The organism is Streptosporangium sp. NPDC000563, assembly GCF_040299985.1.
Classification (GTDB): Bacteria; Actinomycetota; Actinomycetes; order Streptosporangiales; family Streptosporangiaceae; genus Streptosporangium.
Genome location: NZ_JBEPDA010000034.1, coordinates 35,112 through 57,193, shown reverse-complemented (window position 1 = coordinate 57,193; position 22,082 = coordinate 35,112). Strand labels below are relative to the sequence as shown.

Annotated in this window: 20 protein-coding genes; 7 read left to right on the top strand and 13 right to left on the bottom strand. The window is 70.6% G+C overall.

The features are described 5' to 3' along the window. Positions 1 to 627: nitronate monooxygenase (locus ABT352_RS38095; RefSeq protein ID WP_350949910.1), on the top strand; the 627-nt coding region annotated here is incomplete at its 5' end. Positions 628 to 958: 331 nt separating this feature from the next. After that, positions 959 to 1,366, top strand: coding sequence for an ATP-binding protein (locus tag ABT352_RS38090; RefSeq protein WP_350949909.1), 408 nt, complete (start codon positions 959 to 961; stop codon positions 1,364 to 1,366). Between the two features lie 177 nt (positions 1,367 to 1,543). On the opposite strand, the gene ABT352_RS38085 is transcribed toward ABT352_RS38090, so the two are convergent. The 3 genes from ABT352_RS38085 to ABT352_RS38075 all read right to left on the bottom strand — a co-directional run bounded on the left by ABT352_RS38085 (position 1,544) and on the right by ABT352_RS38075 (position 3,941). Next, complete coding sequence (locus ABT352_RS38085) at positions 1,544 to 2,362, bottom strand: hypothetical protein (RefSeq protein ID WP_350949908.1); 819 nt, start codon at positions 2,360 to 2,362, stop codon at positions 1,544 to 1,546. Between the two features lie 15 nt (positions 2,363 to 2,377). Next, positions 2,378 to 2,938: a hypothetical protein gene (locus ABT352_RS38080; RefSeq protein WP_350949907.1), complete on the bottom strand. Its 561-nt coding sequence runs from the start codon at positions 2,936 to 2,938 to the stop codon at positions 2,378 to 2,380. Between the two features lie 310 nt (positions 2,939 to 3,248). Beyond that, the gene (locus ABT352_RS38075; protein ID WP_350949906.1) at positions 3,249 to 3,941 is read right to left on the bottom strand and encodes a TetR/AcrR family transcriptional regulator; all 693 of its coding nucleotides are present in this window, start codon (positions 3,939 to 3,941) and stop codon (positions 3,249 to 3,251) included. On the opposite strand from ABT352_RS38075, the gene ABT352_RS38070 reads away from it, so the two are divergent. After that, the gene (locus ABT352_RS38070; RefSeq protein ID WP_350949911.1) at positions 3,891 to 5,150 is read left to right on the top strand and encodes an FAD-dependent oxidoreductase; all 1,260 of its coding nucleotides are present in this window, start codon (positions 3,891 to 3,893) and stop codon (positions 5,148 to 5,150) included. The two genes, ABT352_RS38075 and ABT352_RS38070, sit on opposite strands and share 51 nt — an antisense overlap. A gap of 53 nt (positions 5,151 to 5,203) precedes the next feature. Here ABT352_RS38070 and ABT352_RS38065 read toward each other — a convergent pair whose 3' ends face one another. Genes ABT352_RS38065 through ABT352_RS38055 form a run of 3 tightly spaced genes read right to left on the bottom strand, consistent with a single transcriptional unit; the run spans position 5,204 to position 7,682 of the window. After that, entirely contained in the window at positions 5,204 to 5,686 is a 483-nt protein-coding gene (locus ABT352_RS38065) for an SRPBCC family protein (RefSeq protein ID WP_350949905.1), read from the bottom strand. After that, positions 5,683 to 6,888 carry a response regulator gene (locus tag ABT352_RS38060; RefSeq protein ID WP_350949904.1) on the bottom strand — a complete coding sequence of 402 codons (1,206 nt, stop codon included), beginning with the start codon at positions 6,886 to 6,888 and terminating at the stop codon, positions 5,683 to 5,685. Before ABT352_RS38060 ends, ABT352_RS38065 begins: the two co-directional genes overlap by 4 nt. Continuing rightward, complete coding sequence (locus ABT352_RS38055) at positions 6,885 to 7,682, bottom strand: sensor histidine kinase (protein ID WP_350949903.1); 798 nt, start codon at positions 7,680 to 7,682, stop codon at positions 6,885 to 6,887. The genes ABT352_RS38060 and ABT352_RS38055 overlap by 4 nt, the downstream gene beginning before the upstream one ends. Positions 7,683 to 7,692: 10 nt before the next feature. Between ABT352_RS38055 and ABT352_RS38050 the strand changes: the two genes are divergently transcribed. Then, positions 7,693 to 8,028 carry a hypothetical protein gene (locus ABT352_RS38050; protein ID WP_350949902.1) on the top strand — a complete coding sequence of 112 codons (336 nt, stop codon included), beginning with the start codon at positions 7,693 to 7,695 and terminating at the stop codon, positions 8,026 to 8,028. Positions 8,029 to 8,082: 54 nt separating this feature from the next. On the opposite strand, the gene ABT352_RS38045 is transcribed toward ABT352_RS38050, so the two are convergent. From ABT352_RS38045 to ABT352_RS38035, 3 genes are all read right to left on the bottom strand, one after another. Continuing rightward, entirely contained in the window at positions 8,083 to 9,102 is a 1,020-nt protein-coding gene (locus ABT352_RS38045) for an LLM class flavin-dependent oxidoreductase (RefSeq protein WP_350949901.1), read from the bottom strand. Positions 9,103 to 9,183: 81 nt separating this feature from the next. Beyond that, positions 9,184 to 9,939 carry an alpha/beta fold hydrolase gene (locus ABT352_RS38040; RefSeq protein WP_350949900.1) on the bottom strand — a complete coding sequence of 252 codons (756 nt, stop codon included), beginning with the start codon at positions 9,937 to 9,939 and terminating at the stop codon, positions 9,184 to 9,186. Between the two features lie 278 nt (positions 9,940 to 10,217). Next, a complete protein-coding gene (locus tag ABT352_RS38035) occupies positions 10,218 to 11,201 on the bottom strand; it encodes a helix-turn-helix transcriptional regulator (RefSeq protein ID WP_350949899.1) in 984 nt (327 codons plus the stop codon). Between the two features lie 57 nt (positions 11,202 to 11,258). On the opposite strand from ABT352_RS38035, the gene ABT352_RS38030 reads away from it, so the two are divergent. Together ABT352_RS38030 and ABT352_RS38025 are read left to right on the top strand one after the other, a co-directional pair. Next, on the top strand, positions 11,259 to 12,017 hold the full coding sequence (locus ABT352_RS38030; protein ID WP_350949898.1) for a DeoR/GlpR family DNA-binding transcription regulator: 759 nt from the start codon (positions 11,259 to 11,261) through the stop codon (positions 12,015 to 12,017). Between the two features lie 242 nt (positions 12,018 to 12,259). Then, positions 12,260 to 13,438, top strand: a complete 1,179-nt coding sequence (locus tag ABT352_RS38025; protein WP_350949897.1) for an MFS transporter — start codon at positions 12,260 to 12,262, stop codon at positions 13,436 to 13,438. Positions 13,439 to 13,628: 190 nt separating this feature from the next. Here ABT352_RS38025 and ABT352_RS38020 read toward each other — a convergent pair whose 3' ends face one another. Next, positions 13,629 to 17,228 carry an AAA family ATPase gene (locus tag ABT352_RS38020; protein WP_350949896.1) on the bottom strand — a complete coding sequence of 1,200 codons (3,600 nt, stop codon included), beginning with the start codon at positions 17,226 to 17,228 and terminating at the stop codon, positions 13,629 to 13,631. 138 nt (positions 17,229 to 17,366) lie between these two features. Here ABT352_RS38020 and ABT352_RS38015 point away from each other — a divergent pair, with 138 nt between their 5' ends. After that, positions 17,367 to 18,389 carry a GTPase family protein gene (locus tag ABT352_RS38015; protein WP_350949895.1) on the top strand — a complete coding sequence of 341 codons (1,023 nt, stop codon included), beginning with the start codon at positions 17,367 to 17,369 and terminating at the stop codon, positions 18,387 to 18,389. Between the two features lie 33 nt (positions 18,390 to 18,422). Here ABT352_RS38015 and ABT352_RS38010 read toward each other — a convergent pair whose 3' ends face one another. The 3 genes from ABT352_RS38010 to ABT352_RS38000 are packed head-to-tail and all read right to left on the bottom strand — an operon-like array spanning position 18,423 to position 21,941. Then, positions 18,423 to 19,988, bottom strand: a complete 1,566-nt coding sequence (locus ABT352_RS38010; protein ID WP_350949894.1) for a glycoside hydrolase family 13 protein — start codon at positions 19,986 to 19,988, stop codon at positions 18,423 to 18,425. Positions 19,989 to 20,028: 40 nt separating this feature from the next. Continuing rightward, the gene (locus ABT352_RS38005) at positions 20,029 to 21,009 is read right to left on the bottom strand and encodes a carbohydrate ABC transporter permease (protein WP_350949893.1); all 981 of its coding nucleotides are present in this window, start codon (positions 21,007 to 21,009) and stop codon (positions 20,029 to 20,031) included. Between the two features lie 14 nt (positions 21,010 to 21,023). Then, complete coding sequence (locus tag ABT352_RS38000) at positions 21,024 to 21,941, bottom strand: carbohydrate ABC transporter permease (protein ID WP_350949892.1); 918 nt, start codon at positions 21,939 to 21,941, stop codon at positions 21,024 to 21,026. Positions 21,942 to 22,082: the final 141 nt, after the last annotated feature.

Sequence of the window (22,082 nt, the reverse complement as noted above, 5' to 3'; positions counted from 1 at the left end):
GGGTGCCAACTGGACGCGGTGCCCCGGGCTGTCCGCGAGCGGGGACCCCGGGGGGGGCTCTCGGTCTCGCGGGGGCCGGTGGGGGGGCCGCCCTCGCCCGCCGACATACTGTGCGTCCAAGGTGAGGAGGCCGGCGGCCACCGCGGGTCGTTCACCAACGCGGACGCCGAGGCGATGCCCCTGGAGCGCCTGCTGTCTCAGGTGCGGAAGGTCTCACGGCTTCCCCTCATCGCGGGCGGTGCCGTCGCCACGGCCGCCGACGTCTCCCGGGTCCTGTCGGCGGGAGCGACCGCGGCCGCGGCGGGCACCGCCTTCCTGCTCTGTCCCGAAAGCGGCACCGGCGCGACCCACCGCGCGGCGCTGACCGATCCTCACTTCACCCGCACCGCCGTTACCAGGGCCTTCACCGGGCGCCCCGCACGCGGCCTGGTCAACCGGTTCATGACGGAGTACTCCGGCCGGGCCCCCGCGGCCTACCCGCAGATCCACCACCTGACGGCGCCGCTGCGCCGCGCCGCGGCGGCCGGCGGAGACACGCAGACGCTGCACCTGTGGGCGGGCACCTCCTGGAGGCGGGCACGCGAGGCGCCCGCGGCGGAGGTCACCGCCGGCCTGGCCGCGATCTGAAACCGGCCCTCGGCCCACACCACCGGAAAAAACCGGACTCACCACAGGTCCCAGGCCCGGAAACCACCCGCGTGACAGGTCACGGACAACCATGCGACCGGTACGCGCCGCGATACGAGAAAGACCGCCGGCTCCGGCTCCTCCCCCGCCGAACACGGCTTCGGTGACCTCACCTGGGGAGGGAGCGCTCCCACCACAAATGGATGATTGAGCAGGTCAGGATGGGTAGTGACCTTGCACAACTTTCACAGCGACCGTTCTGGTTCTGGCGGACACGTCGGTAGCGCCCCCGGTGAAAGCCACAGACGGCACTCACGTAAAGGGGACGGGCATGCACACCGACCAGCGTGGCCACTGGCCGATCAGCACCGACCTGATCGGCCTGCGGCGGCATCTGCACCGCTACATGAGCCAGGTCGGCCTGGCCGGAACCCGGCGCGACGACCTGCTGCTCGCGGCCAACGAGGCGGTCATCAACGTGCTGGAGCACGGCGACGCGGCCGGAAGCGTGAGCGTCTGGCACGACGAGGCGGACCTCGTCATCGACGTCGTCGACGACGCCGGACGCCTCACCCCCGAGCAGGCCGACCGCCCCCGGCCCGCCCCGGGCTCGGTGCGCGGGTTCGGGCTGTGGCTGATGGGCCGGCTTTGCGACGAGTTCAGCATCCGCCAGAGCGACGGCCGATCCCTCGTCCGGCTGCGGATGCACCTGAACGCCGTCTCCGGCGCCGCCGGATAGCCCGCCGAGGCTCTTTTGACCGGGTCGACGTCGTGACGTGACCGGTGTCGCAGAAGAACCGCCGTGAGCGGCGACATCACGGCCGGCGCCGTAAGAGGGCCAGGCTGCGGTCATCGCCCACCGGCCCGCGCCCTGCGACGAGACCGCGTTCCGCACGCACGGCAGGCCGCGGCGGGCTCAGCCGGTGCGCGAGTCCGGCTCCTTCGCGCGGGCGGCCGTGAACATCAGCGGGGTGCCGACCCCGTGCCGGGCACTCGCGTCGGCGAGAAAGGCGGCCAGCCACCCCAGCGCGTCCAACGACCACTCGGCCAGGGTTCCGCGCAGGGCGACTCGGTGACAGGCGGGACCGAGCCACAACTCGTCGATGACGGCGGGTTCCAGGATCACGTCGTCGTCCGTCACGGTGAGCGAGTCGCACGAGAAGACGTCCTGATCGAGCCCCCGCATCCACCTGAGCATCTCGGGCGCCGCCGAGCGGATGGACGGATCCTGCCCGCCGTCCAGCGTCACCCGCACCCGTGTTCGCAGGTGCGGGTCACCGTCGGCGAACCAGCCCGCGTCCTGGAGCAGGGTCATCACCGCGCTCCCCTGCGACGAGGTGTCCGCCGGCGCTTCAAGACTCTGCACGGGCAGCAGGACCTGAAGCGCCTCCAGACGCAAAGCGCCGATACGGGCCACGACGTCGTCCGCGCACGACAGGAACGCCTGCACCGGCAAGGGCCGACCGGCCGGGACCGGCGTGGTCAACGACACCTGAAACCACGCGACGCGCGCCGGCCGCGATGACTCCGGAAGCGGATCCTGCCCGGCGTCGTTCATACCCCACAGGCCGCCGGACGCGTTCTGCGCGGCCTCGGTGAGCCATCCCATCGCGGATGCTCTCGCGACGAACAGGCTGTAGGCGTCGGAGGAGGCGACGAGAGGATCTCGCCACGGATGCGGCGCCAGCTCACCGTGCAAAGACACGAGCATGGTGCCGGCCGGTCTGATACTCACGTCGCCTCCTCGGGGTCACCGCCTGCAGTAGATGTTCTGGCCCGGGGTGACCAGCTTGCCCGGGTCGTCGGCCAGGCCGACCAGGTCCACGTCGATGACGCTACGCCACCCGGTCAGGCTGCTGCTGTTGCAGCCCGCACGCCCGGTCGCGCGGTTGCCGGCCCCGCCGCCGGACCTCACCGTCGCGCTGCCCACCGTGCCGGCGTTTCTCCAGCTGCCGTCAGCGTAATACTGCTGCAGCTGCACGGTGACGATCGCGAGCGTGGCATTGCAGTTGCCGTTGATCCACCAGCCGTGCCCGGACGCCTCGAAGGCGGAGCTGGAGACGTGGACGTAGTCGCCCCTGGTCTCGAAGTAACACACCGCGGAAAGCGATCGGCCGTTCTCCGGGGAACTCGTGTTTCTTGAGATCGCCTCACCACCTGCGGGCGCGGGTGCCGGAACGGGAGCGGGCGCGGGCGGAGGGGCGGGCGCGGGTCGCGCCAGGGCCGCGCTCGCCGAGGTCGGTGACATCCCGAGAAGCAACGCGCCCACGATGCCGACCGTCGTGGAGATCGTACGAAAAGAGTGACGCATGACCGCACCTCCGAGCTGAGTCGAGCAGGATCGGGGCTGTCGCGCACCCCCGTCCGGCGGTTGAAAGCACGCGCGGCGCCGACCTCGATCGGCGCGCGGTAAAAATAAAAGTTTCATTGTCGTTCTATTGTGTCAAGAAAATTAAAATCATTAAGCGATGTTTCGCCGCCATATGATTTATGATTTCGCATGCGCACCGAAATTTCGCTCTTGATTATTTTCGCGGCGATTTATCGCAAATGCCCAACAAGTCGGATGCGGGGAATTAAATATGTGTTTTTCTGATGATGTGAGCTGGAAATCCTGAGTGTCACGCCGACGGGCGGGCGAGTTTGGCGGCCACGGCGTCGAGGACCCACTCCAGGCCCGTCGTGAAGGACGTCTCGGCGTCCACCTCCGTGCCGTCGTGTATGGCCTTGGCGAGCGCCGGGAAGCGGCCCGTGGCCAGCATCCTGCTCACATACGGACCGGAGGCGCGCTGCCAGTCGAGCTTGGACAGGCCCGTGGCACGCTCGGCCCGCAGGTCCGCGACCTCGCGTCTGATCGCGCCGGTGAAGTAGGCACCGACGGTCTCCACGGCGCGCAGCACGGTGTCGAGGTCGGCGAGGCCGTCGAGGGCGGCCAGCGTGGTCTCGTTCACGGCGAGGGCGTTCGGCCCCAGGGTCGGCCGGCCACCGAGCAGGTCGGCCAGCCATTCGTGACGGAGGGTGGCCGATCTGGTGCGGTGGGCGCGGATGCGCAGCACCTCCCGCCAGTCACCGGACCGTTCCTCGGGGAGGATCTCGGCGTGAACCTCGTCCACCATGAGGTCGAACAGTTCCTCCTTGGTGGAGATGTATCCGTACAGCCGCATCGGGCCGACGTCCAGCCGGGCGGCGACCTTGCGCAACGACACCGCCTCCAGTCCCCCCTCGTCGGCCAGCGCGATGGCGGCGGCGACGATTCGCTCCCGATCGAGCGGCACGGGGCGAGCCGTCGGTTCCGGCCGATCCCACACAGTCATGGACTACATCGTACTGTTGCGATACACCGTAATGATCAAATACAGTGTATCGACATGAGACACCGTATCGCTGTGGTCGGGGGCGGCCCCGCCGGCCTCACCTTCGCCCGCGTCCTGCACCGCCACGGTCACCGCGCCACCATTCTCGAACGCGATCCCGCCCCCGACGCCCGTCCCCCGGGCGGCACGCTGGACCTGCACGAAGAGATGGGCCAGCTCGCGCTGGACAAGGCAGGACTGCTGACGCACTTCCAGGCGCTGTCTCGCCCCGAGGGACAGGCCATGCGCATCCTGGACACGGACGGGACCGTCCTGCGCGACTGGCAACCGCGTCCGGGTGACCGCGCCAATCCCGAGATCGACCGAGGGCAACTCCGTGACCTGCTGCTCGGCCCCCTCGACGTCCAATGGGGGCGGGGCGTGGCGCAGGTGGTGCCGAAAACCGAGGATGGCGTGCTGATCCGTTTCACGGACGGACGACAGGAGACGTTCGATCTCGTGATCGGCGCGGACGGCGCCTGGTCCAGGGTCCGCCCGGCACTCTCGTCCGCGACACCGCACTACACCGGCGTCACCCTGGTCGAGACCTCCCTGGACGACGTCGACACCCGCCACCCCGACCTCGCCCGGCTGATCGGCGACGGTTCCGTCGCCGTGTACGGCGTGAACCGCGCCCTCGTCGCCCAGCGCAACAGCGGCGGCCACGTCAAGGTGTACGCCCAGTTCCGCGCGCCGCTGGACTGGCACACGAACCCGCAGCGGCGCACGGGCCCGGATGCGGGCCTGGACCCGGCCGACGTCGAGGCCGTGCGATCAAGCCTGCTCACCCTGTTCGACGGCTGGGCCTCCCCCGTCCTCGACCTCCTCCGCCACGGCACCGCCTTCTTCCACCGCCCCCTCCATGTCCTGCCCGTGTCCCACACCTGGACCCATGTCCCCGGCGTGACGCTACTGGGCGACGCCGCCCACCTGATGCCCCCGTTGGGGGCGGGCGCGAACCTCGCGATGCTGGAGGGCGCGGAACTCGCCGAGGCCGTCGCCGCCGCCCCCGGTCCAGAGGAGCTGGACGAGGCCGTCCGCGCCTTCGAGGAACGGATGTGGACACGGGCCGACAGGTGGGCGAAATTCACGACGGCCGGTCTGGAACGCCTCGTGAGCCCGGACCCCGCCGAAGCCCTCGCCCTCTTCGACGAGGTCCAGCCCTCCTGAACGCCAGGCGCGAGAGCACCGACGCCCGACCGGCCCGTGCGGTGTCCCTGCGGTCACCGGGGACGGTCGCGCCCCTTGGCAACCGAAACAGATGCAGTACCAGCCGACGCTACTGGACGGCAAGGGTTTACTGCGGCCTCGATCGCCTGTTTCATCTCCCGTGCGCCGTGCTCGATGCGAACGCGGACCTCGGCGGCTCGCGTGTGGGGCAGCACGTTGGTGGTCCAGATCAGCCGCCCTCTTTCGTCACTCTCCGGGTGGACTTCGAACGAGGCGTGGTGGTGCTCGAGCGGTGGTCTCGCGCCTTCGACAACCGAATAGGTCAAGCAGCGGGAATCATCATCGATCGCGACAATCAACTCGCGGATGACGTGCCCATCGGGAAAGGTCAGGAACCGCTCGTTCCCCTCCAGCCGGGTATCGGTGACACGGCCCGGCAACAGACGTTCGTGCACGGCTCCGACGTCACGCAGCACATCCCAGATGTGCTCGGGAGACGCCTCGATGACGATCTCGTGGCGAATGGTCGCGGTCATGGCCGCTGTCCGACCTGGCGCAGGTGGTCGGCGAGGCGATGCTGGTTGGCGGCCAGCCGCAGGCACAGGTCGCGCAGAACGATCAGCTCCTCAGGGGTGAACCCCTGGAACATCGCCCGCATGGCGAGCCGCGACGGCTCGCGGAACGCCTCCACCCACGCCCGTCCCGCAGATGTGATCTCGGCCAGGACCGAACGTCGATCCCCGGGGTCGGGAACCCGACGGACAAGCCCGGCGTGCTCCAATGTGTCGACCAGTCCGGTGGCGTTGCGGGGGCTGATCCCGGCCGCCCGGGCCAGCTCGCCGATGCTGATGCCGCGTTCGCCGGCGTGGAGACGGATCAGCAGGTCGAGCGCACCCGCGCTGACCCCTCGCCCCTGGGAGCCGTGGGCGCGCATGCGCTCGACGGCATGGTTGGCGGTCCGGACGGCGGCACCCGCCTCGAAGGTGAGCAGGTCTCCCAGGTCTCCGTCGTCGTCGGCGAACCGGGCCATCGCGACCCTGACCCGAGGATCGTAGAGGAAGCCCTCGGGGTCACTCTCATAGATATTTACGTCCTTCATCATGAAGGGCAACAATATTACGTGCTTCCATACTTTGTCAGCCATCCCTGACGGCCCCCAGGAAAAATCGGAGAGGCACACGAAGAAGCAGGGATCGAAGCATGCACGATCGCCCCCCTGCCTCCCCGCCCCCCAATGCCCCCACGTCCCGGGGCCACCCACCCGGCCCGCTCCCGGAAGGAGACAGAGCCTCCGGACCAGATGCCAGACGAGCCGAGCGGTGCGGCGCAGCGGGTCGAGCTCGATGTCGGCCGCGCGCAGCGTGCGAGGCCGGGCGGTGGGCCGGCGGCGGGCCAGGGAGCGAATGCGCAACACCAGCTCGGGGAAGTGGAAGGGCTTGGCCAGGTAGTCGTCGGCCCCCAAGGTCAGGCCGGTGACCCGGTCGGCGGGCGAGCCGGCGGCGGTCAGCATCAGGACCATGACGCGCTCGTCGCGCTCGGCGATCATCCGGCAGAGGGCGTCGCCGTGGATGCCCGGCAGGTCGCGGTCGAGGACGACCACGTCGTAGGCGTTGAGGTCGAGCTTGGCGGCGGCCTCCAGGCCGTCGTGGGCCACGTCCACGGCCATGCCCTGATCGCTCAGGCCTTCGACGAGCACGGCGGCGAGAGCGCGGGCGTCTTCGACCACGAGCACTCTCACGCCGCAACCTCCGCCGGCACGGCCACCAGGGGCAGCGAGACGGCGACGCGGAGGCCGCCTTCCGGCCGGGCCCGCAGGTCGAGGGTGCCGCCGTGCGCGGCGACGATGGCCGCGACGATCGAAAGGCCGAGCCCGAAGCCGCTGCCGGAGTGGGTACGGTCGGCGCCAAGACGCTGGAAGGGCTCCACCAGCCGGTCGACCTGCTCCTGGTCGAAGACGCCTCCGCCGGTCTCGACGACGAGCCGGGCCTTGGTGTCGTCGGTGTCGTCAGTGGTGGTGAGGCGGATCCAGCCCTCTTCGCGGTTGTGGGTGATGGCGTTGTCGATGACGTTGTCGATCATTCGGGTGAGGAGCGTACTGTTCCCCCGCGTCCACGCGCCGTCGTCGACACAGCCCGCCGAGTCGACGACGAGGCGATGGGCGCTGATGTCGGCGGCCCGGGCGTGCAGGGCGGCGCCCGCCAGTTCGCGCAGCGACAGCCTCGTGCGGTCGGCCAGGGCACCGCGCTGGGCGCGGGCGAGCGTGAGGAAACCTTCCAGCAGCCGATCGACCTGATCGAGTTCGGTGCGCAGCCGGCCGGCCGGCCGGGTGGCGTCTCCCGGCAATCGCCACGCCGGCTCCGGCTGACCCGCTCCGGCGACACCCTCACCGGATACGAATCCACCGACGGTACGAACTGGACCCAGACCGGCATCGCACCCCTGGCCGGGCTGCCACAGACCGTCCAGATCGGCATGTTCGCCACATCGCCTGGAGATCTGACCGTCACCCAGGGGGATAACGCTCGTCCTCACCAGCGCTCCCATGCTGCGCGCCGCCGCCGGGTCGGTCCTCTATCTGACGCTGATCGCCCTGTTCGGCCTGGGGGTCGCCACCGTCGTCCGAGACTCCGCCACCGCCGTCGGGGTCGTACTCGGCCTGCTCTACCTCTTCCCCGCCCTCATCCTCATGGTCGCCGACGCCGGCCGGCAGCGGCTTCTCTGGCAGATCTCCCCGATGAACGCCGGGCTCGCCGTACAGGCCACCACCGACCTCGCCACGCTCCCCCTCGGTCCATGGACCGGTCTGAGCGTACCGGCGGCCTGGGCGGCGGCCGCGCTCCTGGGTGGGGGGTTGTCTTTGTGGATGCGTGATGTGTGACCAACCGGCCATCTTTACGATGTAGATCAAATTGACCAAGCGGCCCGTGGGCCCTCAGCCGTGGAGCTGCGGCAGTACTTCGGCGCCCAACCGGCGGATGTTCTCCAGGGTGCGGGCGTGCTCGCCCGCACCCTCGACCATGAGGATCAGGTGCTCGAGCCCGGTCACCTCGCGGGTGCGCCTGATCGTCTCCACGCAGTGGCCGGCGTCACCCACCGGATGGACATCGGTGAGGAAGTCGACGTACTCCCCCACGTCTCGCCCGGGCCGCCTGCGACCGTCCACCGGCACGTACCCCTTCAGGCCAGGCTCCAGCCAGCGGGGCATCGCGCTCCTCAGCTCGCGTACGGCCGCCGCCGTCGAGTCGGCGACGTATCCGACGACGGCGGCCACGTGCCGGACCGCGTCCGCGCCCGGTGAAGGCGACGCGACGGCTCCCGGCGCGGGCGGGAGCGCCGCCTCGTAGCCGGCGAGCATCGCGGCCTTGCCCGCGTCGTCCATGTGCATGCCGAGCAGCATCGGCAGTCCCCGCGTGGCCGCGAGCAGCGCCGTCTGCGGCGAGGTGCACGCCACGACGGGCCGCAGCGACGCCGCCGGTACCATCGCGACCTCGCGGAAACGGAAGAACTCCCCCGCGGCCGACACCGTGCGCTCCCCCAGTGCCCGGCACAGCAGGTCGAGCGACTCGGCGAAGCCGCGTTCGAATCTCGCCAGGCCGGTGCCGAAGACCTCAAGGTCCACCCATGGCCCGCCTCTGCCGACCCCCAGCGCGAAACGCCCGTCCGACAGGTGGTGCAGCATCGCCGCCTGCTCGGCCAGCGCCACCGGGTGCTGCGTGGACAGCACGCTCACAGCCGTCCCCACCCCGATCGTCCGCGTGCCGCCGAGCGCCACCGCCGCCAGCGTGGCCGCCGACGGGCACACCCCGTACGACATGAAGTGGTGCTCGGCGATCCAGGCGTCGTCGAACCCCGCCTCCTCCGCGACCGCGATCGCCTCCACGCAGTCGCGCAGCACCTGTCCCTGCGGCCTGCCGGGGAAACCCGCCGCGACCAGGAAGATTCCGATCCGCATCCTGCCCATCGAACACCTCCGGCGTGGATCTCCTACGTGGGTCCCGGGCCGCCTCGCCGGGCATGGTCGGCTCCGGCGCTCTCAGCCCGCGGGCCGGGTGAGGTGCCGGAGGATCAGGGAGGTGATCTCCCCGGGGCGCTCCATACTCGGCAGGTGCCCGGCCCACTCCAGGTGCACCGCCGTCACCGAGGCCAGTCTGTCGGCCAGGTGGCGGGCCGTCATCTGGAAGTAGGGCAGGTCGTGGGCGCCGCCGACCACCAGGGTGGGCATGGTCACCCGGTCCAGGTCGATCTCCCCCTCCAGCTGTGAAGGCTCGGGGTCGGCGGCGAGCTGGACCTCGAAGGCGTGGCGCTGCATGGCCATCTGCCCGGTGCGGGCCCGCCCGTCCGCCTCGGGGCCGAGCCAGGTGCGGGCGTTGAGCTCCACCGCGGCCTCGACCTCACCCGCCTCCAGCAGCCGGTCCTCCTCCTCGCCGAACACGACGAGGTCGGGGGTGGGTGGCAGCCCGCACCCCGGGTTGAGCAGCACCAGCCGGGAGACCAGGGCGGGATGTGCGGTGGCCACCTCCAGCGCGACCTGGCCGCCGTAGGAGGCCCCGACCAGCGCGGCCCTCTCCACCGCGAGGGCGGCGAGGAGATCGGCCACGTCGCCGGGATCGGAGTAGGGGGTCTCGGAGGCGTACGGTGTGCGGCCGTAACCCCGCAGATCTGGCCGGATCACTCGGAAGCGGGCGGTCAGCGCCTCCCACTGCGGGTCCCACATCCGTGAGTCGGCGGCGCTGGAGTGCAGCAGCACCACGACCTCGCCCGCTCCCGCTTCGTCGTAGGCGAGCGTCATCGGGCCTCAGGAGAACGAGGGTCGTGCGAGGTGAGCAAGAGCATTCGGCCATCGTCGCGGCTGTTTCCGCTCTCCGCAATCGGTTAACCGCAGGGGTACGGTCCCTGAAGCAGGCGAGCCGGGCGGGGGCAGGAGCAAGCCGGGGGAGCCGGACCGGCCGAGGACGAAAGCGGGCCGGACGGCCCGAGGTCCACGAGCGGACCGAAGGACGAGGGCGGGCCGGCTCCGCGAGTGCGCGGTCGAGGCGAGTCCGGTGCGAGGAGCGGGCGGGGCCGCCCTCAGCCGGGATCCGTGCCGTACAGCGCGGCGAGGTCGGCTACGGTGGCGGCCATCCGCTCGCGCAGCTCGGGTGGCTCCAGGACCTCGATGTCGGCGCCCAGGCTCAGCAGCTGCCAGTGGGCTTGCTTGGCGGACTGGATCGGCAGGCGCAGCACGACCCAGCCGTGCTCGTCGGGCGGGTCCGCCTTGGCCAGCGCGGCCTCGGCGACCTCCGCGCCCACCGTGTGGCGCAGCATCCTCTCGTTGCCCGGTGCCATCCGCACCACGGCCTCACCGGTGTGCATCCGCTCGCGGAAGCCGGCGGTGTAGTCGCGCCAGAAGGCGGGCAGGTCGAAGTCGGCGGGACGCTCGAAGTGCCCCTGGGCGAGCTCGGCGCTCAGGATCCGCGACACCCGGTAGGTGCGTGGTCCTCCCTCACCGGCGCTCGCCACCATGTACCACGCCCCGCCCTTGAGGACCAGGCCGTACGGGTGGGCCAGGCGCTCGACGTCGCGAGGCCCCCAACGGCGGTAGGTCATCCGCAGCGGCCGCTGCTCCCACACCGCTTGGGCCACCTCCCCAAGGAAGGGGGCCGAGTCGGCGTCGCCGTACCAGCCGGGAACGTCCAGGTGGAAGCGCCGGCGCATCCGGGAGGCGAGCGAGCGCGGCTCGGGTGGAAGCGCGGCGAGCATCTTCAGCTCGGCGTTGGCCGCGACCTCGGCCAACCCCAGGTCGGCGGCCGGTCCCGGCAGTCCGGCCAGGAACAGGGAGGATGCCTCCTCGGCGGTCAGCCCGTTGAGACGGGTGCGATAGCCGTCCAGCAGGCGGTATCCGCCGACGGGGCCGCGGTCGGCGTAGACCGGCACCCCGGCCGCCGACAGCGCCTCCACGTCCCGGTAGACCGTGCGGACGGAGACCTCCAGCTCCTCGGCCAGCTCGGTGGCCGTCATCCGACCGCGGCTCTGCAGGAGTAGCAGCAGTGAGAGCAGACGACTCGCGCGCATGGCGGCCATTGTCACGCACGTTTGCCAATCTCACACAGCCTATGTTCAAATGAACACGTGGAGAGTAACAATCGCATTCGCGCGATCATGTCGGCACTGCGCGCCAGCGACGTCGTCTCGGTCGCGGAGCTGGCGGTCGAGCACGCCGTCTCTGAGATGACCATCCGCCGCGACCTCGACGAGCTCGCCCAGCAAGGCGTGGTCAGGCGGGTGAGGGGTGGCGCGGTGAGCCTGCTGCTGCGCGGCGAGGAGCCGCCCTTCGGGGTGCGCGAGCGCGAGGCGGTGGAGGCCAAGCGGCGGATCGCCGCCGAGGTCGCGGCCCTGCTCGCCGACGGGGAGGCCGTGCTGCTCGACAGCGGCACCACCTCCCTGGAGATCGCGCGCGTGATCCGCGACCGCCGTCTCACGGTCCTGCCGCTCTGCCTGCAGTCGGCCACCGAGCTCAGCTCGGCCTCCCGGATCCGCCTGGTGCTCCCCGGAGGTGAGGTCCGCCCGGGCGAGCTGAGCTTCACCGGCCCGCTGACGGAGAGCGCCATCCGGTCCCTGCGCTTCGACACCGCGGTCATCGGCTGCTGCGGCCTGTCCGCCGAGCACGGCCTCACCGCCCACGACCTGTCCGACGTCGCCGTCAAGCAGGCGGCGATCGCCTCGGCCCGGCGCGTGATCGCGGCAACCGACTCCGGCAAGTTCACCCGCACCGCGTTCGGCGCCGTCTGCCCGCTGGACCGCCTCGACATGGTCATCACCGACACCGCGCTGCCCCCCGCCGAGCACGACGCCATGATCGCCGCAGGCGTCGCCGTCCGCACGGTCTGACCCGCACGACCTGAATCACACGACCTGAATCACACGACCTGATTCGCATCACCTGCGCCGCCGCACCTGTCCCCCTCGATCCGCATCACCTGGTCCGCACCGTCCGAGCCATGCCATCCGCCCCACGTCGCCCGACCCCGGCGACCGGCCGGAACCGGAATCCCCGCTCGGCGAACCCGCCGGAGACGCAACGGCCCACCCGCCCTCCTCCGATCCGCACCGTCCGACTGGAGCCCTCCCCCATGCACGTCACCACCTTCGACCGGGCCGCGCTGCTACGCGGCCGGGTCGCGGTCTATCTGCTCTTCCTGCTCTCGGGCATGTCCATCGGCACCTGGACGGCGCGCATCCCGTCGATCAAACAGGGGCTGGGGCTGAGCGAGGGCGAGCTCAGCCTCGGGCTGCTCGGCATCGCCGCCGGGGCGATCGCCGGCATGCAGGTGGTCGGCCGCCTGGTCGACCGCCACGGCAGCGTCAAGGTGATGCTGCCGATGGCCTTCGCGCAGGCCCTCGTGCTGATCCTGCCCGCCTTCATGCCGAACCTCGTCGGCCTCGCCCTCGCGCTGTTCGCCTTCGGCGCGGTGCACGGCACGCTGGATGTGGCGATGAACGCCAACGCCGTCGAGGTCGAGCAGGCCACGGGCCGTCCGATCATGTCGTCCTTCCACGCCGTGTTCAGCATCGGCGGTTTCCTCGGCGCCGCCGCGGGAGGGCTGCTCGCCCAGGCCGCGTTCAGCCCCGGGCAGACGTTCACCGCGGCCGCCGTCGTGATCGTCGCGCTCGCGCTCTGGGCCACCCGCTGGGCGCTGTCCCTGACCGCGCACACCGCCCCCACCGGGACGGGGCCGGCGGCCGGCGGCGGAAACGGAGGCGGCGGGGTGCTGCTGCTGGGCGTCCTCGCCTTCTGCTGCATGATCGGCGAGGGGGCAGCGGCCGACTGGAGCTCGGTCTATCTACGCGAGAGCCTCAACAGTTCCGACGGGTTCGCCGCGGTCGCCTACGCCGCCTTCTCGATCATGATGACCGCGGGCCGTCTCGCCGGCGACAGGCTGGCAGCTCTGCTGGGACCGGTGAACCTGGTGCGCGCGTGCGGGGCGTTGGCCGCCTCCGGGCTCGGCTTCGGCCTGCTCGCCGGAAACCAGATCGCCGCGGTGATCGGTTTCGGCTGCTTCGGGGCCGGCCTGTCCTGCATCGTCCCGCAGGTCTTCTCCGCGGCCGGCAGACGCGACCCGGCCCGCGCGGGAAAGGCGCTGGCCAGGGTGGCGAGCCTGGGGTACGTGGGATTTCTCAGCGGGCCCGTGCTGATCGGCGGTGCCGCCGAGCTGGTCGGCCTGCCTCGCGCGCTCGCCATTCCCGCCCTGCTCGCTCTTTTCGTCGCATTGGCCGCGAGAGCGCTCAAGGCCCCGGCCTTTACAAAGTAGATCAAAAATTTGAGAGCGCCATGAGGGAGGACACCCTCCGAAGAGGGTCGATGTCCAGGACGCGCGGCATCGGCCGATACGACGCCCAAGAGCCGCGATCTGATCCATCCGGCACTCCTCGACACCGGTCAGCCTGGTCACGGCGGCCTTGATCACAGTGCGAGGCAAGCGAGCGCACCCCGCCGGACGGTCAAAGAAGTGACAGTGCCCGGGCGGCGACCCCGGCCATGCCCAGGCGTTCGGCCAGGCGCAGCGCACGGCGCAGCAGATGGGCGGCCTCCCCGCCGGGATCCCTCGTCTCCTCCCCCACCGAAGCCGCTGCCAGGCCCCCTGACGAGTCCGCTACGAAGCCCTCCGCTGCGTCCCCGCGGGCCTCCCGAGAAGAATCCGCGCCGTCTCGCACCAGCAGAGCCCTGGCACGGTCGAGGTGGAGGTGCGCGATCAGCGGGGAGGCGGCGTCGGCGAGCAGCAGTGCCTCGTCGAAACAGCGCAGCGCCTCCTTCGCGTCCCCCTCGGCCAGCGCGAGCAACCCGAGATAGCGCTCGGCCGGCCCCAGCAGGATCGCGGGCCACCCGGCGAGCGCGATCTGCCCTCGGTGGGCCGACAGACGCCCTCGCACCAGAGCGGCGCACCGCGACAGTTCGGGGTCGCCGTGCCCCGCCTCGATGAGAAGCGCGCACGACTCGGCCAGCAGGGCGAGCGTCGGGACCGACCACCCCTCCGGCGGCAGCGCGCCGAGGTCGGAGGTCTCGCGGAAGAACGCCCTCAGCCGGTCCCTCGCGTCCTCGTGCCCGCCGAGCTCGCAGAGCGCCAGGATGAGCGCCGCACGCCAGATCGGGAAGTACTCGTACTCGACCGCCTGCCTGGCGAGCCCGGAGTCGAAGATCTCCCCCAGCCGTCCCTGCTCGCGCAGCAGCCAGTAGTGCTGCGCGAGCAGGGTCTGCCGCAGCGTGTCGGCGAAGACCGTCTCGCCCTCGCTCTCCTCGTCCAGTCGACGCCACTCGGCCAGGACCCGCTCCTCGGCCCGGCCGAATTCCCCCTGCCAGACGTCCATCAGCGTGTCCAGGGTGTTCTGCAGCCAGGCTCCGAAGACCCGGTGGTTGCGCGCGACGTGCCTGCGGTGACCGGCCACGGTGGCGGCGGCCTCTCTCAGACGGCCCAGCCGGAGCCGGTCGACCGTGAGGGCGACCATGGCCTCGCTGCGAAAGTGCGCCGACGCCGCCTCGATGCTCGCCTCCCCGAGCCGTTCGGCGATGCCCAGCAGCTCTTTCGGCGGCGCGAAATCGTACAGGCCCCATCTGCACTCGTTGAGCACCTCGCAGCGGATGAGCGGCCCGGCCCCCGACCTCTCCAGCTCGCCCAACGTCGCGCGGGCCAGCTCCACTCCGGGCCGCAGGCCCGCGTACGTGGGGTCGAGGCTGTCGCTGACCGCCATGGTCAGCTTGTGGGCGAGGTGCGCCTGCAGTTGCAGCCGTAGCGCGACCGCCTCCTCGCCGATGTCGTCGCGCAGCGCCTCCAGGCTGCTGCCCAGCACGTGCAGCAGTTGCCGGTCGGCCTGTCCGGGGGCCGACCAGCGGCGCGCCAGCCTGATGGCCGCCACCGCCGCGAGCCTCGGCAGTTTCTCGCCGTCGCGATGGGCCCGCAGGTACAGGCGCTCGGCCTCCTCCAGGTCACCGGCGTCGGTGCGCGCGTCCCCCAGCGTGATCAGCAGGCCGACCCGGGTCTCGGCGTCGCACCGCATTCCCAGCCCGGCCAGTGCCCAGGTGATCGCCCCCTCGGTGGCGAAGCCGCGTTGCTGTGCCCGCGCGGCGCCGAGGCAGGCCGCGGCGACGCGTTCCTCGGGCAGTCCGCTTCCCGAGGAGCGGGCGTGTTCCGCGACGCGTACCGGCAGCGCCGGGTCGATCCAGCCGTCGCCGCTCATCCGCGCCGCCCGCTCGTCCAGGATCTCGAACGCCCGCCGGTGCAGTTCCATCGCGAGTGCCGGGTGGTGCCTCAGCTCCCGCAGCAGGCTCTCCCTGATCGTGTCGTGGCCGAAGCGCAGCCCCTGGTGGTCGATGAGCGTTCCGGCCGTCACGGCCACCGCGCGCCTGCGGTTCGCCTCATCGGTGTCGATCTCCAGCATCTCCGCGACGAGATCGGGGTCGATCTCCCTGCCCAGGGCGGTGACGGCCGCCGCGGCGAACCAGCGGAACATCGGGCTGGAGGCGGTGTCGTGCCCGGGGAGGTCACGGGGCAGGTCACCGGCCTCGGTGATCCGGCACAGCTCCAGCGGCAGCCCTTTGGTGCCGTCCATCGCCCTGCCGGTCTCCGCGCGGGTCGGTTCGCGGCCCCAGGTCGCGCCCAGCCATTCCGCCACCTCCTCGATCCCCAGCCGTGACAGCGTCAGCACGTCCATCCGCCCTCGCCAGCGCGACGGCTCCGAACGGTCGGTGAGCACGAAGCCGACGGGGGTCTCGCCGAGCCTCCCGAGCTTCCCGAGCTTCCCGAGGGCCTCTCGCACCTTGTGCAGCAGGTCCTCGGCGTCGGAACGGAGCAGGTGGGCGTCGTCGAAGACGACGAGCAGGCCGGCGCCGCAGGTCAGGCGCAGCAGGGCGACCAGCAGGTCGACCAGCCGCCGCGGGTCGCGTTCGTGGCCGGGTCCGCCGAGCGAGACGAACAGGCCCGCCGACATCAGTCCTTCCAGCGTCTCGCGCTCCTCGGGGCCGATCGGGACGGCCGGACCGGCCAGGTCGCGCCGCAGATCCTCCCACAGGGTCCCGACCAGTACCCGCCACGGCTGGAGGTCGCCGAGTTCCTGGCACGGGACGGTCACCATGCGCACCTTCGGTGGCAGCAGCACGGCCAGCTCCTCCACGAGCCTGGTCTTGCCGACTCCGGGTACGCCGCAGACGGCCAGGGCCACCGGCTCGCCGCGTCCGAGCCGTCCGGCCAGGGTGGACAGCAGCAGGATCTCGTCCCTGCGGCCGATCAGGACCCGCGGCGCGCCGTGACCGTAGGCGCGGGCGGCGGGGGGTGACGGCGGGTGGCCGAGGCCGTGACCGCGCAGGGCCAGCAGGTCCTGCGCCCGGCTCACCGCGTCGTCCCCGGGGGAGATCGCGCGGCGCCGCTCGATCATCTCCCTCGCGACGACCGCTCCTTCGTCGCGCAGCGCGATGAGGAAGCGCAGCAGCCACAGCGGGCCGCTGTCCTGCTGCCCGTCGGCGAGGACCTCGCCGGTGAGGAATTCCGCGTCGCCCAGCAGGTCGAGCCGGATGGCGACGCGGGCGATGAGCCTGATCAGCTCACGGCGCCGCTCCCTCAGCCCGGCCTGGTAGCTCTCGCAGCCCCTGGGCGGGATCCACGCGCCCGCCAGCGACGCGAACGGGTCGCCGGACCACTGCCCGAGCGCCTCTCTCAGCGTCCGCAGGGACGCGGCGAGGTCGCCCTGTTCCAGCAGTGTCCGTCCGTCGCGCAGGTAGGCCTCGAAGCGCCGCGTGTCGACGGTGGCGGCGAGGCGGCCGGGCGCGTCCTCGACCAGCTCGTAGACGTGTGAGCGCCTGGCCCCGGGGATGTCCAGCCCACTGCCGCGCAGCAGTGCGCGCAGCCGCGAGACGGGCGGTGCCACCTCCACGTGCCGGTCCGCGGCCGGTTCGGACAGCCCGGAGGCCAGGGCGGCCGGGGAGATCGGGCCGCGGGCGGAGACCAGCATGGCCAGCGTCTTCGCCAGCTGCGGGTTGATCTCCTGCGGCACTCCGTCGATCACGATGTCCACGGTGCCGAACAGCCTGATCTCGAAGCTCGCCACATCCACCGCCCAAAAGGATCGATTCGTGTTTTTCCGGCGACAGCTCCGGCTGCAAGGTCATCGCAAGGTTGTTCGCCGCATCGTGGAGATGAGCGCGGAAACCGGCTCGAAGCGCTCGACAACGATGTCACAGGAGACGCCCTCATGGCCAAGATCGAGGACTTTTCCGTCGGCCCGCTGGACGACGGCCAGCTGAAAAAGGCCAGAGAGAATATTCGGCGCGAGAGAAGTGCAGGATCAGATAAACCACTAAGTGTGGCAATAATGGGACAAACGGGAGTAGGTAAGACGTCTCTCCTGAACAGCCTTTTCGGTACCGACCTCGCCGTCGGTCACGTCCGGCCGGTCACCCGGAGACCGGAACCCGTCTCGGTGGCCGGCACCTCACGTCACATGCTGACCTTCTGGGACATGCCAGGCGTCGGGGAGTCCGACGCCGCCGACGAGACCCACCTGGCCATGTATCTGGAGAGACTGATCCACTGCGACATCGCCATCTGGGCCTGCCACGCCGACAGCCCTTCCACCGCCTATGACGAGCAGTGCCTGCGCAGGCTGCTCGACACCGTCGCGGTCGAGACACGGCGGCTCATCATGAGCAAGCTCACCTTCGTCCTCACCAAGGCTGACGTGCTCGCCCCTCCCCCGTGGATCTTCGACATGCGCGGGGACCGGGGCACCTTCGGCCCCGGCGGGGCGCTGCTGCGTCGCCTGGAGGAGAAGGCCGCCTACTACGAGAGCGTCTTTCTCGAACCCCGCGCGGACCTGCTTTTGGCGAGCACCTACGGCACCGGGGAGTTCACCGTCTCCGACGAGAGGCTCGGCTTCGACCGCCGGGGGGTTCACTACCGCGGTTACTTCTCCCAGCAGGTGTGCGACACCTACTCGGAGCGCTACCCGGCGCACCGGGAGGTCTTCTCCCGGCTGCGCGACAACCATCGGGTGCTGCCCTGTTCGGCGCTGTTCAGGTTCAACCTCGCGAGGCTGATGACCGGCGTCGTGAACAGGCTCGGTCCCAGCGCCGTCTTCCGCTTCCGGCGCCTTCTCCAGGAGGTGGAGGAGCTCACCGAGGTGCCGGTGTCCACGGCGCGCACGTACGGCAATCTGATGATCTGGGACGGTGAACGCGGCACCAAGGCGTTCGACCTCGCCGAGATCCCCCTCTGAGCGGAAGAGGAGGATCCCCGCGAGGTCGAAAGGTCAGGCCGTACGGAGCCAGACGGCGGTGTCGGAAGGAAGGAGGTTCTCCTCCAGCGGGCCGCTGGCGAGCAGGACCGACTCGTGGGCGGGCAGGGTCACCGGCTCCGCGCCGAAGTTGACCACGCAGACCAGTCCCGACTCCCGGCGGAAGGCCAGCACCCCGTCCCGCGCCTCCAGCCAGGTCAGCGTGCCGTCGCCGAGCAACTCGCGGCGCAGGTGCAGCCCGGCGCGGTAGAGGGTGAACATGGACGTGGGGTTGGCGGCCTGGGCCTCGGCCGTCAGCGCCTTCCACTCCAGCGGCTGCGGCAGCCACGCCTGCCCGGCGCCGAACCCGAACGGCGGCTCGTCCCCCGACCACGGCAGCGGCACCCGGCAGCCGTCGCGGCCCGGGTCGGTGCGGCCAGAACGCACCCAGATCGGGTCCTGGCGCAGTTCGCCGGGGATGTCCTCGACCTCCGGCAGTCCCAGCTCCTCGCCCTGGTAGACGTAGAGCCCGCCGGGGAGCGCCATCGCCAGCAGCGCCGCCGCCCGGGCCCTGCGCTCACCCAGTACCGGGTCGGCGGGCATGCCGTGCTTGCGGTCGGCGTGGCTGAAGGAGGTGTCGGCCCTGCCGTACCTGGTCACCGGACGGGTCACGTCGTGGTTGGACAGCACCCAGGTGGGGGGCGCTCCCAGCGGGACGTGCGTGGCCAGGGTGAGGTCGATCGACCCGCGCAGCGCGGCCGCGTCCCAGGCGCACGCCAGGAAGTCGAAGTTGAACGCGGTGTGCATCTCGTCCGGGCGCAGATACCGGGCGAACCGCTCCTGGTCGGGCAGCCACACCTCGCCGATCAGGATCCGGTCGTCGTACTCCTCGGCCACCCGGCGCCAGCCGCGGTAGATCTCGTGGACCCCGTCCAGGTCGGTGTAGGCCTCCTCGCCGCCCAGGCTGTCCATGTCCTTGACCAGCAGGGCGGCCGAGTCGATCCTGATGCCGTCCACGCCCCGGTCGAACCAGAACCGCAGCACGTCGTGGAACTCCTCGACGACCTCCGGGTTGTCCCAGTTGAAGTCGGGCTGTTCCGGCGCGAACAGGTGCAGGTACCACTCGCCGTCGGCGATCCGGGTCCACGCCGGCCCACCGAAGATCGACTGCCAGTCGTTGGGCGGCGACTCGCCGCTCTCGCCCCGTCCCCGGCGGAAGTGGAAGCGTTCGCGCTCGGGTGAGCCCGGCCCGGCCTCCAGCGCCCGCAGGAACCACCGCTGCCGGTCGGATCCGTGGTTGGGCACGATGTCGGTGATCGTCTTGATCCCCAGGGCATGCGCTTCGGCGATGAACTGCTCCGCCTCGGCGAGCGTGCCGAACGACGGCTCGATGTCACGGTAGTCGGCCACGTCGTACCCACCGTCGGCCATCGGCGACGGGTACCAGGGGTTGAGCCAGATCGCGCCGACGCCCAGGTCGGCGAGGTACGGCAGGCGCGCGCGCAGTCCCGCGAGGTCGCCGACGCCGTCGCCGTTGCCGTCGGCGAAGCTCCGGAGGTAGACCTGGTAGATCGCGGCTCCCCGCCACCACGTTTCGGACATGCTGGAACAACTCCTTAGTAAGCGTAGGTGGGTGACGAGGTCAGCCCTTGAGGCTGCCGGCGGTGAGACCGGCCATGATGCTGCGCTGGAAGACAAAAAAGACGATCATCGTCGGGATGCTCGCGATCACCAGCGAGGCGATCAGCACGTTCTGCGGCATCTGCGCCGAAAGGGAGGCGATGCCCACGCTGATCGTCATCTTCTCCCCGTCCGGCAGCACCAGCAGGGGCCAGACGAAATCCTTCCAGACGTTGACCACCGAGAGGATGGACACCACGCCGAGGATCGGCCGGGAGACGGGGAGCACGATCGACCACAGGATGCGCACCGGAGAGGCGCCGTCGATCTGCGCGGCCTCCAGTAGTTCCCTGGGGATCGAGTCGAAGAAACGCTTGAGCAGGAAGACGAAGAACCCGTTGGCCGCGGCGGGAAGCCAGATCACCCAGGGGGTGTTCAGCAGGTCCCAGCCGAAGATCGGCATGTCCTTCACCGTCAGGTAGGCGGGCAGCAGGATGACCATCGGCGGAATCATGAGCGTGGCGAGCATCATGCCCAGGACCACGTTGCCCAGCACCGGCCGCAGCTTCGACAGCGCGTAGGCGGCCGAGACGTCGACGGCGAGCGTGAACAGCCAGGCGCCGCCGGCGTAGACGACGGTGTTGGTGAGGAAAAGCCCCAGGTCCAGCTGGTCCCACGCCTCGGCGTACACCCCGAGGTCGAAGGAGGTCGGGAAGAAACTCGGCGGGATCTGGGCGAGTTCCTCCGGGGTCTTGAGCGCGCCGGTGACCATCCAGTAGAGCGGGAAGACGAACACGGCGGTGAACAGGAGCACCACCGCGGTCAGCACGACGCGGTAGATCAGCCGCCCGTGCGGGGTGGTGAGGGTGTGCGGGGAGACCAGGCTGCGCACCTCCCGCGCCGCCTCCCTGGGCCTGCGCGGCCGCCCGCCCCTCTTTCCCCCGCCGGGTTCCGGCGACCGGACGGGAGCCGGGCGAGCAGGTTGCACGGTGAGGTTCGACATCGGCGCTTGCCTCCTTAGCTCTGGTTGTCCCGCGACAGGCGCAGGTAGAAGGCGGAGAACACCATCAGCACGACCATGAGCATCAGCCCGAGCGCGCCTCCGGCGCCGAAGTCACCGAAGTTGAAGGCGTACTGGTACATGAGGTAGGCGACGGTGAGCGTCGCGTTCTCCGGGCCGCCGCCGGTGAGCAGGTACGGCTCGATGAAGACCTGCATGGTCGCCACGATCTGCAGCAGCAGCATCACCAGCAGGATGAGCCTGGTCTGCGGGATCGTCACATGCCAGACCCGCCGGATGAGCCCCGCGCCGTCCAGCTCCGCGGCCTCGTACAGCTCGCCGGGGATGCTCTGCAGCGCGGCGAGGTAGATCAGCGTGCCGGTTCCCAGGTTCATCCAGGTGGAGACGACGACGAGGGAGATGAGCGCGGTGTCGGTGGAGTCGAGCCAGCTCAGGGCCGGCAGGTGTGCCAGGTCCAGGATCTGGTTGAACAGGCCCGCTCCCGGGTCGTAGAACCACTTGAACAGCAGCACCCCGACGGCGGGCGGCAGCATCACCGGCAGGTAGACGACGAACCTCAGGTAGGCCCGCGCGTGACGCAGCTCGTTCAACACGATCGCCGCCACGAACGGGACGAGGTAGCCGAACACGAGCGCCAGGCCGGTGAAGGCGAGGGTGTTGAGCCACGCCTGGGCGAACGCCGAGTCCTCCGTCACGGTACGGAAGTTCTCCAGGCCGACCCAGGTGGGCTCGTCGACGAAGTTCGTCTGCTGGAAGCTGAGCAGGACCTCCCTCACCATGGGGTACCAGGAGAAGAAGGCGAAACAGATCAGCGCCGCGCACAGGAACCCGTAGGCGGTCAGGTTGCGCCGCACTCCTTGCCGCAACGCTCCCGGCTTCCGCCTTCGTGGACCTTTCACGGTCATTGTGGTCATCGGTTGACTCCCGATATCGACATGAGTGCCGGGGTGGGGGGGGCGGGGGGGGGCCCCCCCCCCCACCCCCGGGGAGGCGGCACGAACGCCCCAAGCATGAAGGAGAGGAAGGCGGCGGGCCCACACGAGAAAGTGGGAAGA